The sequence below is a fragment of the Paenarthrobacter sp. R1 genome (assembly GCF_030264015.1).
Taxonomy (GTDB): domain Bacteria; phylum Actinomycetota; class Actinomycetes; order Actinomycetales; family Micrococcaceae; genus Arthrobacter; species Arthrobacter ureafaciens.
Window position 1 is genome coordinate 2546846 of the sequence record NZ_CP127115.1, and the last position, 12672, is coordinate 2559517.

Below are 12672 nucleotides of genomic sequence, written 5' to 3' on the forward strand. Positions count from 1 at the left end.
CTGTCAGAGTCCGGAGTAGGAGTGCAGGCCGTTGATGAACTGGTTGACGATGGTGAAGTTGAAGACCACGCAGAGCCAGCCAATGATTGAGAGCCACGCGGCGCGGGTGCCGGTCCAGCCGCGGGTGGCGCGGGCGTGCAGGTAGCCGGCGTAGACCACCCAGATCACGAAGGTCCAGACTTCCTTGGGGTCCCAGCCCCAGAACCGTCCCCAGGCTTTCTCGGCCCAGATGGCGCCGAACATGAGCGTGAAGGTCCAGCCGATGAAGGCGATGGCATTGATCCGGTAGGAGAGGTTCTCCAGGCTCAGGGCGGACGGCACGAGGCGCATGAAGGGAAGCCTGTCGGCGCCGCCTGCCGCGACGGCTTTGCTCCTGCGGGTCTGCACGAGCTGCAGCGCGGACATCGCGAAGGTCAGGGTGAACAGGGCCGAGGAGAGGACGGCGATGGAGACGTGGATGATCAGCCAGTAGCTCTGCAGGGCGGGCACGAGGTGGCCGACGGGTGTCCAATAGGCTACGGCTGCTGCCACTTGCATGATGATGGCCAGGCCGATCACGAAGGTTCCCAGGAAGCGCAGGTCCCGTCGGGTCAGCACGAGCAGGAATACGGCGACCACGAGGAATGCGCCGGTGGTGAGGAATTCGTACATGTTGCCCCACGGCACCCGTCCGGCGCCCAGGGCCCGGGTGAGCACACCGGCGGCGTGGATCACCGCGCCGAGCACGGTCACGGCGACGGCGACCCGGGCCGGTACCCGGCGCTCGGAGCCGTAGCGCATGCCGCCGTCGGCGGTTCGGCCGGAGCCTCGGTCGTGGGCGTCCGGGACGGAGGACGGGCGTTCAGCCCGGCCGGCCGGGCCGGCGACGTCGGAGCCTGTTCGGTCCGCCGGGGCCGAGGATGCCCGGGCGCCGGCGTGTGCGGGAACCAGTGCCGTTACGGCGCCGGCGGCTTTCGCGGTTGCGGCGGCGGCCCTGAGGTCCACTGCACGCAGCGTTTTGCTGCTTCTGGCCAGGTCCCAGGCGAAGGCGATGAACGCCACGGTGTAGGTGCCGGCGGCGAGGAGCATGAACAGCTCGCTGTAGGCGCCCATGGTTTGGCTGAGCGGGGGCATTAGGTTTCCTTCGTCGGGTGTTCAGCGGGGACTGCGGCGGGCAGGGAGGACCCGTTCGCTGTATCTTCCAGTTTCCAGTGGGCGGCGAGCCGGGCCCGGATTGCGGCGGCTTCGGGCGCGAGCCGGTGGTCTTCCCCGCGGGCGAGCAGCCCGTATTCGATCATGGTGCGGCCGTCCTCGTGGGTGCCGGCCCGTACCCAGACGCGGCGGCGGTTCACGTACAGGGAGATGATCAGGCCCGCGACGGCGGTCAGGGAGAAGACCAGGACCCCGTCCTGGCCGGGGACGGTGCGGATGTCCACGCCGATGTAGCGCTTGAGCCCGTCGAAGCTGATCGAGCCTTTGCCCTCCGGCAGGGTGTAGCTCTGCCCAGGCCCGAGGACGATGCCGCCGGCGGGAAGACCGCGGCCGTTGAGCTGGGTGAGGTTTTTCACGTCCAGGTTGTAGACGTTCTGGGGTTTCCCGCTGTTCAGCCCGAGATCACCGTAATAGGAGTTCAGGTTCAGTTGCGGGTTCAGCGGGTCCGGATCGAAGCTGTAGGACACGCCGGCCTCGTTCTTGACGGCGGAGGGCAAGAAGAACCCGGCGAAACCCAGCTGGGAGGGCGCGGCGTCCGGCGCTTTGAGGACAATGTTCGAGGTGTAGACGGCGTCGCTGGGAACGGAGACGACGGGACCGCTGAAGGCGGTGTTCCCGGCGCCGTCCTTGATCGTGACCACCGGTGCGTAGCCGTTGCCGACGAGGAAGATGCCTGTTCCGCCGAAGTAGACCGGTTCGTTGACTTTCAGGACCTGTTGTTGCGGGGCCGCGTCCGGGCTGTCCCTGGTCGTCAGGGAGGCCTTGAAGTCGATGGGCTGCCCGAACTGCTTGGTGGATTCGCGGTCGAAGCGGACCTCGAACTTGTCCAGGGTGACGGCGAACGGATCCAGCCACCCGGACTGGAAGTTGGTCCCGGGGCTGAAATTGTCGTAACCGACGAGGGTGTTGACGAAGGTGTCGCCTTCGATGATGATCTTTTGTCCCCGGTAGCCGAACAACCCGCCGACGGCCACGCTGACCAGCACGCCGATCAGGGCGCTGTGGAAGACGAGGTTGCCGACCTCGCGCAGCAGCCCCCGCTCGGCCCCCAACGAGGGCATCGCACCGTCGGCGTCCCTGACATCCACACGGTAGCCGCGCCGCCTGAGCACTGCCGCGGCGTCCCGGACAGCCGCCCGCGGCGGCACCCCGGCTGCCGCGGGGAGGATCAGGGTGCCGTACTCCGGCAGGCGGGACAACCTTCGGGGCGTGCGCGGCGGAGCCGTGCGCAGCGCCTTCCAGTGCGCCCGGGCCCTGGGCAGCACACACCCGATCAGGGAGAGGAACAACAGGATGTAGATCGCGGAAAACCACGCCGAGGAATAGACATCGAAGAGCTGAAGGGTGTCAAGGACCTTCCCGTACTCGGGGCGGTCCTTGATGTATTGGGTCACCACGGCAGGGTTCGCCGGGCGCTGCGGAAACAGCGACCCCGGTACTGCCGCGACAGCGAGCAGCAGCAGCAAAAACAAGGCTGTCCGCATGTTTGTCAGCTGCGTCCACGCCCAGCGCAGCATCCCGGAAAATCCCAGCGGCGCGGGAGCGGGCAGCACCTTTCGGTCCGGGGCGTTAGGTCGGGGCATGGCTGCCTTTCGGTCAGATCAGGGGGTGACACGGTCCAGTCGACCATCGCTTCTACATTACGTAGAATTTGGTGGGGGCGCTTGCGTGCTTCATTTCTCGGACCCTCACCCAGTCCTGATAATATCGCCAGAAGACGATTTAAAAGATTCGCGTATCCGGAGGCTGGCAGCACGCCCGCGCCGGGCCACGCGGACTGCGGCGGTCCATCCGCCATGACCTGACGAACCGGGAAGCTATCGCATGAACACCACCTCCGGAGGCAACAGCCTGAGCCGGCGCAGCATTTTCGGTGCCCTGGCGGCCGCGGCTTCCCTCGGCCTGACCGCGTGCGCCGGCCCGGACCCCCTGGCCCGGCAGGCCGCGGCAGGGGACAACAAGAATTACATCGCCGGGGACGGTTCCGTGCAGGAGTACGCCGAGGAGTCACGGAGCGCTCCCGTCGCGTTCGAATCGAACCTCTACGACGGCACCCCGGTGAGATCCACGGACTGGTCCGGCGCGGTCACGGTGCTGAACTTCTGGTACGCGGCCTGTGCACCCTGCCGGGTGGAAGCCCCGCACCTGGAGTCCCTGCACCAGGAGTTCGCCCCGCAAGGGGTGAAGTTTTACGGGATCAATGTCCGGGACGAGAAGCCCACTGCAGAAGCGTTTGAACGGACCTTCGGCATCACGTATCCGAGCCTGCAGGACAAGGACGGGAAAGTGCTGCTGGCCATGACGCGTTTTGTCCCGCCCCAGGCGGTCCCGACCACCCTCGTGCTGGACAAGCGCAGGCGTGTCGCGGCAAGGATCCTTGGCGGACTCGACAAAAGCACGCTGAAAGCCCTGATTGCTTCCACGCTGAAGACTTAGGCTGCCCGGCCGCCGGGACCCAACAAATGTAACGGGGTCCCAGGACCCTCGCGGCCGTCGCCTGCCAGCGGGCGGGAGTTTCCAGAACCACACTATCGTCCCTTCGCTGCATCCCCGCCTTGCCCCGAAGCGGCTTCACCTTCGTCCGCACCTGGACGAGCAGACCCCATGTAAAGGCGAACCCGGCCGGCTGGCAATCATCCCCCGTTTACAGATATCATCGTTGTATGACGATTGATACGAGGAACGGGACCCGGCTGGAGCCGGCCGCTGCGCTGTTCCATTCCCTGGCTGATCCGGCCCGCCTGGCCATCGTGAAGCGCCTGACCGAGGGGGAGGTCCGGGTCGGAGACCTGACCGCCGAACTGGGCCTGGCGCAGTCCACGGTTTCGGCCCATGTCGCCTGCCTGCGGGACTGCGGGCTGGTGACCGGCCGGACGGAGGGCCGGAAGGTTTTCTATTCGCTGACCCGGCCGGAACTGATCGATGTCCTGGCGCAGGCCGAAATCCTTCTCGCCGCCACAGGCAACGCCGTGAGCCTGTGCCCGGCCTACGGCGACGCTTCCCGCGCCGCCGGAACTGACTTTGAGGAGAAACTGTGAGTGACGCCTGCGGATGCAGCGATGACAAGCCCGAAACAGCAGAGGGCGAAGAAGAGGCCGAGGGTTTCTGGCAGGTGACCGAGGTCCGCGCCGCCGCGGTCTCCGGAGGGCTGCTGCTGGCGGCATGGATTGCAGGCATGCTTGCCGCGCCGGAATGGCTCAGGCTGCCGCTGGAGATCGGGGCGCTGCTGGTTGCGGCATGGACCTTTGTCCCCTCGACGCTGCGCCGGCTGGCCAAGGGAAAGATCGGTGTCGGCACCCTGATGACCATCGCCGCCGTCGGCGCCGTGATCCTGGGACAGGTCGAGGAAGCGGCGATGCTGGCCTTCCTGTATGCGATCTCCGAGGGGCTGGAGGAGTACTCGGTGGCCCGCACCCGCCGCGGCCTCCGGGCCCTGCTGGACCTGGTCCCGGCCGAGGCCCGTGTGCTCCGGAACGGAACCGAGGTCACCGTGGCCCCGTCCGAGCTGGTGCTGGGCGAAACGATGGTCGTGCGCCCGGGTGAGCGTCTGGCCACCGACGGGCGCGTCCTGACCGGGCGCACCGCCCTGGACACCTCGGCCCTCACCGGCGAATCCGTCCCCGTCGAAGCGGGACCGGGCAGTGAAGTCTACGCCGGCTCGATCAACGGCACCGGTCCGCTGGAAGTCGAAGTCACCAGCACCGCTGAGAACAACTCGCTGGCCCGCATTGTGCATATCGTGGAGGCCGAGCAGTCCCGCAAGGGCCCCGGCCAGCGCCTGGCCGACAGCATCGCCAAAAAGCTGGTCCCGGGCATCCTGATAGCTGCCGCACTCATTGCTGTCTTCGGTTTTATCGCGGGGGAGCCGGTCCTGTGGATCGAACGTGCCCTGGTGGTCCTGGTGGCAGCCTCACCGTGTGCCCTGGCCATCTCCGTGCCCGTGACGGTGGTCGCCGCCGTTGGCGCTGCCAGCCGGATGGGTGTCCTGATCAAGGGCGGCGGTGCCCTGGAAACCCTGGGCAGGATCCGCACCATCGCCCTGGACAAGACCGGTACCCTGACCCGGAACAAGCCCGCCGTGATCGAGGTCGCTGCCACAGCCTCCTCCACCAAGGACAGGGTGCTGGCCGTGGCTGCCGGCCTGGAGGAACGCAGCGAACACCCGCTGGCCCGGGCCATTCTCGCCGCCGCCACCGACCGGGTCGCCGTCACGGACTTGAACACTGTTCCCGGCGCCGGGCTGGAAGGAACCATTGACGGGCGCAGCGCCCGGCTCGGCAGGCCCGGGTGGATCGCCCCGGGAGAACTGAAAGAAACGATCCGGCGGATGCAGGCCGGCGGTGCGACAGCGGTCCTGGTTGAGGAAGACGGAGTTCTCATTGGTGCTATTGCCGTCCGGGATGAACTTCGCCCCGAGGCCAACGCCGTGATCGAACGGCTGACCCTCGCCGGCTACACCACGGCCATGCTGACCGGTGACAACAAGCTCACCGCGGAAGCCCTGGGCAAGGCAGCGGGCATCACCGAAGTCCACGCCGACCTGCGCCCGGAGGACAAGGCGGAGATCATCCGCACCCTGAAATCCCGGCAGCCCACGGCGATGGTCGGTGACGGCGTGAATGACGCCCCGGCGCTTGCCACTGCCGATACTGGCATCGCGATGGGTGCGATGGGTACCGACGTGGCCATCGAAACGGCCGACATCGCCCTGATGGGTGAGGACCTGCACCACCTGCCCCAGGTTTTGGAGCACGCCCGCCGCACCCGGCGCATCATGTTCCAGAATGTCGGCCTGTCCCTGGCCCTGATCGCCGTGCTGATCCCGCTGGCCCTGTTCGGCATCCTCGGACTCGCCGCGGTCGTCCTGATCCATGAACTGGCCGAAATCGTCGTCATCGCCAACGGCGTCCGCGCCGGCCGGGTGAGCAAGTACGCAACCATCCCGGTCACCCGGGACGTCCCGACCTTGGAACCGGCCCGGTGAGCACCCCGGCACCGGTCCGGGACAGCGCCCTGTCCCGGCCAGGGGTGCGCCGCGGCGTCCTGCTGCTCGGCGCGCTCCTGCTCGCCGGCGCGGACCTGGTCATCAAGGCGCTGGCAGAAACCAACCTCTCCCACGGCGAGGTCATCGACACGCCCCTGCTGACGATCAGGCTCCTGTACAATACCGGGGTGGCCTTCAGCCTCGGCGCGGCCCTGCCGACCGGGATTGTCGTGGCCGGCACCGGGATCATCATCGCGGGACTGTTGTCCTGGCTGGTCGTCAGCGCACCGAAGATGTCCCGGACCTCCTTTACCGGCGGAATCCTCGTTGCCGGCGGAGCCCTCGGCAACTTCGTGGACAGGCTCGACGGACAAGGCGTCGTGGACTACCTGCACAGCGGCTGGTTCCCGACATTCAACCTCGCCGACGTCTTCGTCACAGTCGGCGTCGCCGTCCTGGTGCTGGGCACGATCCTGCCCGCCAAGAGGACGGCCACGGAGAAGGGAGCATGAGCCTCGGCGGGTTCTTTGCCGAGGCCGTGCACTCCGGAGCCCTGTTCCTGGCCGTACCCCTGGCCCTGATCGCCGGTTTGGTCTCGTTCATCTCTCCCTGTGTCCTGCCCCTGCTCCCAGGCTACTTGGGCTATGTCTCCGGACTGGCCGGAACCGATGAGAAAGCCGCACGCCGCCGGACCACCGCCGGCGTCGGGCTGTTCATCCTCGGGTTCGCCGCCGTCTTCACCCTCTACGGTGCCGCGTTCGGGACCATCGGATACTGGCTCGTGAGCTGGAGCGATGTCATCACCCGTGTCCTGGGCGTGGTCGTGATCGTGATGGGTGTGGCATTGTCGGGCAAGATCCCGTTCCTGCAGAGCACGGCCAAACTGTCCTGGAAACCGAACACCGGCCTCGCCGGTGCCCCGCTGCTGGGCATCGGATTCGGGCTCGGCTGGACCCCCTGCATCGGCCCGACCCTCAGCGCAGTGCTGGCGCTCAGCACCACCACCGGATCGGCCTGGCGCGGCGCGCTGCTCGGCTTCGCGTACTGCATCGGCCTGGGCATCCCCTTCCTCCTCGTCGCCCGGGGCTTCAACTGGGTCACCGGCACCCTGGGCTTCGTCCGCCGCAACATCCGGACCTTCAACCTCGCAGGAGCAGCCACCCTGATCCTCGTCGGAATCCTGATGGTCTCCGGCATCTGGACCACCTGGATCCTGAGCCTGCAAAACCTGATCGGCACCTTCACCACACCCATCTGACCCCTGCGGGCATGAACCCGGACCCACCGACGTGCACGCGAGCAATGCCGGGCAACATCGGAGCAGTGGAGGCCTTGTTCGCCGCCACGAATATTGACGACACGGTTTGACCGTCCTGTTTCTTGCCGCGGCGCTAGGACGGTCCCGGCCCTGGCAAATCGTCAGAGGCAAGCATCTGGGGTTCATCGCCCGTAGTCGGCAGCGGCGTCCGGGGCGCCCTTGGGCCGACACGGGTCCCGGATGAATGGGTGGGCTGGCTCGGCCTGGTCCCCTTGGGGATCGGTGTGGACGGGCTGATCCGTTCCCTGCGCAAACGCAGCGAAGTGGACGAGGGCGATGCCGTCAGCGCCGTCGGCCTGCCCAGCGCCGCCGGCATCATCTTCGCCGACGGCGCTGATAACATCGCCTACACCCCGAGCTTTCGCACCATGTGTCCCAAGGCACTGTGGTAACGACTCCTCTGGTCCCGGCTAGCGGACGGGGAGGCATACTGTTCACCGTGACTGGACCTCGAGGTGAACCAGCAGGTCCTGGGCGTTGTCTTAGTTGTAGTTGGTCATCATGTCTGATCAGCAGATCGCGTAATTGAAATCCGGGGAACTCATTCGGAGGCCGTGGTAAAGGCCGCCAGGCTGGAAAGCCCCGGGATTGGGATTGAAAGAGGTTGGGGCGATGAACCCGAGCGGGGCAGACAAGTATACCATCTGGGCTGCCGTCCATGTTCTTGGATCGCTGATTCCTGCTGAGCAACGCGAATATGAGCTGCATCTTGCCGAATGCGCTCAATGCGCAGCCATTGTGAGCGAATTTGCCGGATTGCCTGAGCTGCTGGCCGTCCTGGAGTCGGAGCAGGCGCAGGCTCTGGTAACGCGCGGAAAAGCGTCCATAAGGCACCGGAATTGACCGTGCCAGGCTTGGAACGGCCGTTCAGGCTGCCGGTTCCGGCGGTCTTTGTTTTGACCAACAACGGCGTGAAGAGGAGGAGTTTTTCATGCTGGATCCTCCTGCCCAGGGCTCCCGAACTCAGCCCGGCGTGTGTCGGCTACAGCCATTTGCGGACACATGAATCCAAGTAGTGTCCCTGTTTGTGGAGTCTCGTGAAAGGAGAGCGACGAGGTCGGAGCTTCGAACCGTAGCCGCGCCAGCGATGATGGAGTTGTGCAGGCCAAATGCTGCGATGGGTATTCCGATGACGTTATAGAAAAATGCCCGGCTCGGTTGGTCTGGACGGTCTACCAGATGTCTTTGATCCCGGCCAGATATCCCGAGGGCGTCCCAGTCGCCGCCGTTCAACCTGAACGGGACCTTCAAGATGTCCAGCCGCTGCCCGCAATTTGGCGAGCAAGCCTCGTCGTAGACACCTTTGATGTTACGGATGTAACATCAAAGCACAAGTCGAGCCAGGCAGGTCCACGCGACCAGAGCGGCGGGATGCCGCGAGCCGAGGGCCCGTCCTCCGGCTCCTGAACGGCCTCCCGCCCTTTGGTTCGCACGGCGTCTTGGGTGGGTGGTCTGGGATGCTGACTTATTGGTACTTCGCCTACCGAACAGGGGGATGGAATGATCAACACCGGCAAGAATGCCTGGGCTGGCAGCACGATCCGACGAGCTATGATGACAGCACCAACCGTCCCGATACACCGACTCTTCGGATGAGTACGCCGTGATCGCCCGAAAACGCAAGGCCTCCGACCCAAGGCCGCGGGCCCACGGTCAGGAGGCGGGCCTGCCCGTTGAGAGTGGTCCAGAAGGACGGGCGACATGAGAGCGGTGCGTTGGACAGGCCGGGCACGAGCAGCGGCAGGGCAGCTGCTGCGCGACCGGCCTGCCGACCGAGAGGGGCGATCCGCTGTTCGACGGCGCTTCGGGGGGCTCCGCATTCTGGTCACTCTGGTTCTGGTTCTGGCTCTGCTCCTGATCATCGCCGTTGTCGTGTTCGGTGTGATGCTTTTAACCAATGCCGAGGCCGTATTGTCTTGGCTGGATGGGATACTCCGGCAGGTTCAGCGAATACCGTTTATCGGAGGTGAAGATTCTTCGGGCGGCGGGTGAGCTACCCTGCGCGTGAACAGACCAAGCAGTTGCCCGGACCGTTTCTACCGGGAGTACCACAACGTAGCCCGTCGTAGCCGGACCGCGCATGGTAGAGAGTTTCTCTGAGATGCCGCGGTCCCAGGGTTTGACTTAGCTTAGACAGTGTTGCTGGTGCCGGCGTTTCCAAGCTTGGGAGGGCGTCTCCGACCCTTTAGGGGTGGCTTTGGGAAATTGAAATATCCGACTAGGGTTTTGCCGGGCGCCGCATAGGTCCGTATTTGCCGGGTTTGATCTGGTTGGTGCGTGGCCAGATGCAGTCGCCGCTGAGCTTGATGTGTTCCCAGTCCGTCGGTGAGTCAGCGGCCCTACTGCCATCCAGCAAATGGGTTCAGAGGGGCCCAGTGGGCCGGAGCTTGCGTCAACCGCCATTTGACCGGGCTTCGCCCATTAAGGGCGCGAGAGTGCGCTCACATGGCCCAGCGGGGCAACGATACGTCACTAGAATGTTTCCTAATTAATATTAGTCCACTTGAAGTTAGGTAAGCCTATCTTCTACGGTGACTCAGTGACTCTCCCCCTTGAACTGGCCGGGGTCGGTATTGCCGTGAACCTTTCCCGCCATGGTGAACGGCCTGCCCTTCTGAGCGCTGACCGGATGGTGACGTACCGTGAGCTGGGCGAGCGGGTGCAGGATTTTGCCGACCGGCTCGGCCCCGGGCGCCGGCTTGCCGTCCTTGCAGCGGACAACAGCATTGAATCCCTGGTGGCCTATCTGGGGGCCCTCATGGCTGGCTGTCCGCTTTTGCTGGCGCCGGCGGACAACGCTTCGGCCTTCGAATCGCTCGTAGCGGCCTACGATCCGGATGTGATCATCCGGACAGGTGCCGGTGGAGCTGGAGCCGACAGCCAAGTCGGGCACGGTCTGCTGCTGCAGGAGGTGCGGGAAGTCACGCGCCATGAGTTGCACCCGGATCTTGCGCTCCTGCTGAGCACCTCGGGGTCCACTGGTTCCCCGAAGCTTGTGCGCCTTTCGCACCAGAATCTGCAATCCAATGCGCAGTCCATCGCGGAGTACCTGGGAATCACTGCCGGCGACCGTGCCATGACCACGCTGCCGATGTACTACTGCTACGGCCTGTCGGTCATTAACAGCCATTTGTTGTGCGGGGCGGGGCTGGTGCTGACCGGGCTGTCCGTGGTGGACGAATGCTTCTGGCAGCTGTTCCGCGACCGCGGGGCCACTTCCTTCGCGGCCGTGCCGTACACCTTCGAGCTGCTGGACCGCGCCGGGTTCGCCGCCCGGGAGCTGCCTGGCCTGCGCTACATCACCCAGGCCGGCGGTCGGCTGGACCCGGATACCGTGACCCGTTATGCCGAGCTCGGGCGGCGCAGCGACTGGGATCTGTTCGTTATGTACGGCCAGACCGAAGCGACGGCACGGATGGCCTATCTGCCGCCGTCAATGGCAGCGTCCAACCCGGGCACCATCGGCGTTCCCGTGCCTGGCGGGTCCTTCCGCATCGATCCCGTGTCCGGTCTGGAGCACGGCGAGCTGGTCTACAGCGGCCCGAACGTCATGCTCGGCTACGCCGAACACCCGGCGGACCTGGCGGCGGGCAGGACCATCGAGGAACTGCGCACCGGCGACCTCGCCCGGCGGCACGCCAACGGGCTGTATGAGGTGGTCGGGCGGTTGAGCCGCTTCGTGAAGATCGTGGGCCTGCGGATCGACCTGGGGCAAGTGGAGAGAATGCTCGCAGGTCTCGGCATTCAGGCCGCGTGCACCGGCACCGACGAGCAACTCGTCGTCGCCGTCGAGGGCGGCCACGACACCGGGATGCTGGCCAAGATGCTGGCCCAGGACCTGGCGCTGCCCCGCGCCGCCGTCGGGGTCCACTCCGTCGTGCAGTTGCCGCGGCTGTCCACGGGCAAGACGGACTATCCCGCCGTCCTCGCACTTGCCCCAACGAGCAACGCCGCCGCCGAGCCTGCAGTGGCCGCCCCGCCAGCCGGGGAGCGGCCGGAGGATGTCAGGAAGATCTTTGCCGAGGCCCTGGAGGTGGACCGGGTCGAGGACGGTGACACGTTCGTGTCGCTGGGCGGCGACTCGCTTTCCTATGTGGCGGCGTCAGTTCGGCTGGAAAGGGCGCTCGGCCACTTGCCCGCCAACTGGCATGTGACCCCCGTCGGCGACCTGGTGGGCAGGCAGCCGGCGCGCCGGAAGAAGCGGCTCTTTGCCCCGCTCGAGACCAGCATCGTGCTGCGGGCGGTGGCGATCGTGACGATCATCAGCACCCACGTCGAACTGTTCAAATGGCCCGGAACCGCTCATGTCCTCATGCTCCTGGCCGGCTACAACTTCGCACGATTCCAACTGGGAGGGGAACGGATCCCGCGGCTGCGCCGCCAGCTGCGCAGCCTGGCGCGCGTGGTGGTGCCCACGGTGGCGTTCATTGGCGCCGTGATGCTGCTGCTGGGCGACAAATACCAGTACACCACCGCCAACCTGCTGCTCCTGAACACGATGATCGGCCCGGAGTACTGGACCGATGCCTGGCACTTCTGGTTCGTGGAGGTGCTTGTCTATGTGCTGGTGGCCATGATGGCGCTGCTTGCCATTCCCTGGGTCCACCGGGCGGAGCGGCGCTACCCGCTGGCCTTCCCCGTCGCGCTTCTCGGCGCGGGGCTGCTGGCCCGTTACGGGCTGGTCGGCGTGGACATCCTGCACACACGCCCGGTGCTGTGGCTGTTCGCACTCGGCTGGGCCTTCGCCCGGGCCAGGACCGTGGCCCAGCGCCTCGCCCTCTCCGCGCTTACCATCCTCACCGTCCCGGGCTACTTCGGAGAACCCTGGCGCGAGGCCACCATCATCGCCGGCATCCTGATGCTGGCCTGGCTGCCGGCGGTCCCGCTACCCGCGCTACTCCACCGCCCGCTGGGGATGCTCGCCAGCGCGTCCCTCTTCGCCTACGTCACTCACTGGGTGGTTTTCCCCGAGGTCAGGGAAATCGACAAGGCCCTGGCAGTCCTCGCATCACTGGCGGTCGGCGTCGCCTACTGGGCGGTCTCCGTTAGGGTCATGGGGGCCGTGGACCACTGGCAGTCTCGGCTGGCCGGGCGCTTACGACGACGACGGCTACAGTGACGGCGGACGGCGACCTTGTGGTTCCGGCTGGGGGTCGTCAATGCGGTTGATGGGGTTTTG

The 12672-nt window shown here is 66.0% G+C and carries 10 protein-coding genes; 8 read left to right on the top strand and 2 right to left on the bottom strand.

What is annotated here, in order from left to right:
• Nucleotides 1-3 precede the first annotated feature (3 nt).
• Both ccsB and resB read right to left on the bottom strand, forming a co-directional pair.
• The gene (gene ccsB / locus QN084_RS12400; protein WP_069695576.1) at nt 4-1113 is read right to left on the bottom strand and encodes a c-type cytochrome biogenesis protein CcsB; all 1110 of its coding nucleotides are present in this window, start codon (nt 1111-1113) and stop codon (nt 4-6) included.
• A complete protein-coding gene (resB, locus tag QN084_RS12405; protein ID WP_069695577.1) occupies nt 1113-2774 on the bottom strand; it encodes a cytochrome c biogenesis protein ResB in 1662 nt (553 codons plus the stop codon). Before resB ends, ccsB begins: the two co-directional genes overlap by 1 nt.
• Before the next feature lie 241 nt (nt 2775-3015).
• Here resB and QN084_RS12410 point away from each other — a divergent pair, with 241 nt between their 5' ends.
• From QN084_RS12410 to QN084_RS12445, 8 genes are all read left to right on the top strand, one after another.
• Nucleotides 3016-3627, top strand: coding sequence for a TlpA family protein disulfide reductase (locus tag QN084_RS12410; RefSeq protein ID WP_069695578.1), 612 nt, complete (start codon nt 3016-3018; stop codon nt 3625-3627).
• A 227-nt stretch (nt 3628-3854) separates the two neighbouring features.
• Nucleotides 3855-4229 carry an ArsR/SmtB family transcription factor gene (locus tag QN084_RS12415; protein ID WP_069695579.1) on the top strand — a complete coding sequence of 125 codons (375 nt, stop codon included), beginning with the start codon at nt 3855-3857 and terminating at the stop codon, nt 4227-4229.
• Nucleotides 4226-6175 (top strand): heavy metal translocating P-type ATPase, encoded by a 1950-nt coding sequence (locus QN084_RS12420; protein ID WP_069695580.1) that lies wholly within the window; start codon nt 4226-4228, stop codon nt 6173-6175. The genes QN084_RS12415 and QN084_RS12420 overlap by 4 nt, the downstream gene beginning before the upstream one ends.
• The gene (gene lspA / locus QN084_RS12425; RefSeq protein ID WP_083261820.1) at nt 6172-6687 is read left to right on the top strand and encodes a signal peptidase II; all 516 of its coding nucleotides are present in this window, start codon (nt 6172-6174) and stop codon (nt 6685-6687) included. The genes QN084_RS12420 and lspA overlap by 4 nt, the downstream gene beginning before the upstream one ends.
• The gene (locus QN084_RS12430; RefSeq protein WP_069695581.1) at nt 6684-7433 is read left to right on the top strand and encodes a cytochrome c biogenesis CcdA family protein; all 750 of its coding nucleotides are present in this window, start codon (nt 6684-6686) and stop codon (nt 7431-7433) included. The genes lspA and QN084_RS12430 overlap by 4 nt, the downstream gene beginning before the upstream one ends.
• Nucleotides 7434-7681: 248 nt before the next feature.
• A complete protein-coding gene (locus QN084_RS12435) occupies nt 7682-7885 on the top strand; it encodes a hypothetical protein (protein WP_069695582.1) in 204 nt (67 codons plus the stop codon).
• Between the two features lie 220 nt (nt 7886-8105).
• Nucleotides 8106-8336 carry a hypothetical protein gene (locus QN084_RS12440; protein ID WP_069695583.1) on the top strand — a complete coding sequence of 77 codons (231 nt, stop codon included), beginning with the start codon at nt 8106-8108 and terminating at the stop codon, nt 8334-8336.
• A 1696-nt stretch (nt 8337-10032) separates the two neighbouring features.
• Nucleotides 10033-12612, top strand: a complete 2580-nt coding sequence (locus QN084_RS12445; protein WP_069695585.1) for an AMP-binding protein — start codon at nt 10033-10035, stop codon at nt 12610-12612.
• Nucleotides 12613-12672 lie beyond the last annotated feature (60 nt).

Coding starts and splice junctions, on each gene's coding strand:
- ccsB (WP_069695576.1), bottom strand. CDS start 1,113: ATGCCCCCGCTCAGCCAAACCATGGGCGCCTACAGCGAGCTGTTCATG.
- QN084_RS12415 (WP_069695579.1), top strand. CDS start 3,855: ATGACGATTGATACGAGGAACGGGACCCGGCTGGAGCCGGCCGCTGCG.
- QN084_RS12410 (WP_069695578.1), top strand. CDS start 3,016: ATGAACACCACCTCCGGAGGCAACAGCCTGAGCCGGCGCAGCATTTTC.
- QN084_RS12440 (WP_069695583.1), top strand. CDS start 8,106: ATGAACCCGAGCGGGGCAGACAAGTATACCATCTGGGCTGCCGTCCAT.
- resB (WP_069695577.1), bottom strand. CDS start 2,774: ATGCCCCGACCTAACGCCCCGGACCGAAAGGTGCTGCCCGCTCCCGCG.
- QN084_RS12430 (WP_069695581.1), top strand. CDS start 6,684: ATGAGCCTCGGCGGGTTCTTTGCCGAGGCCGTGCACTCCGGAGCCCTG.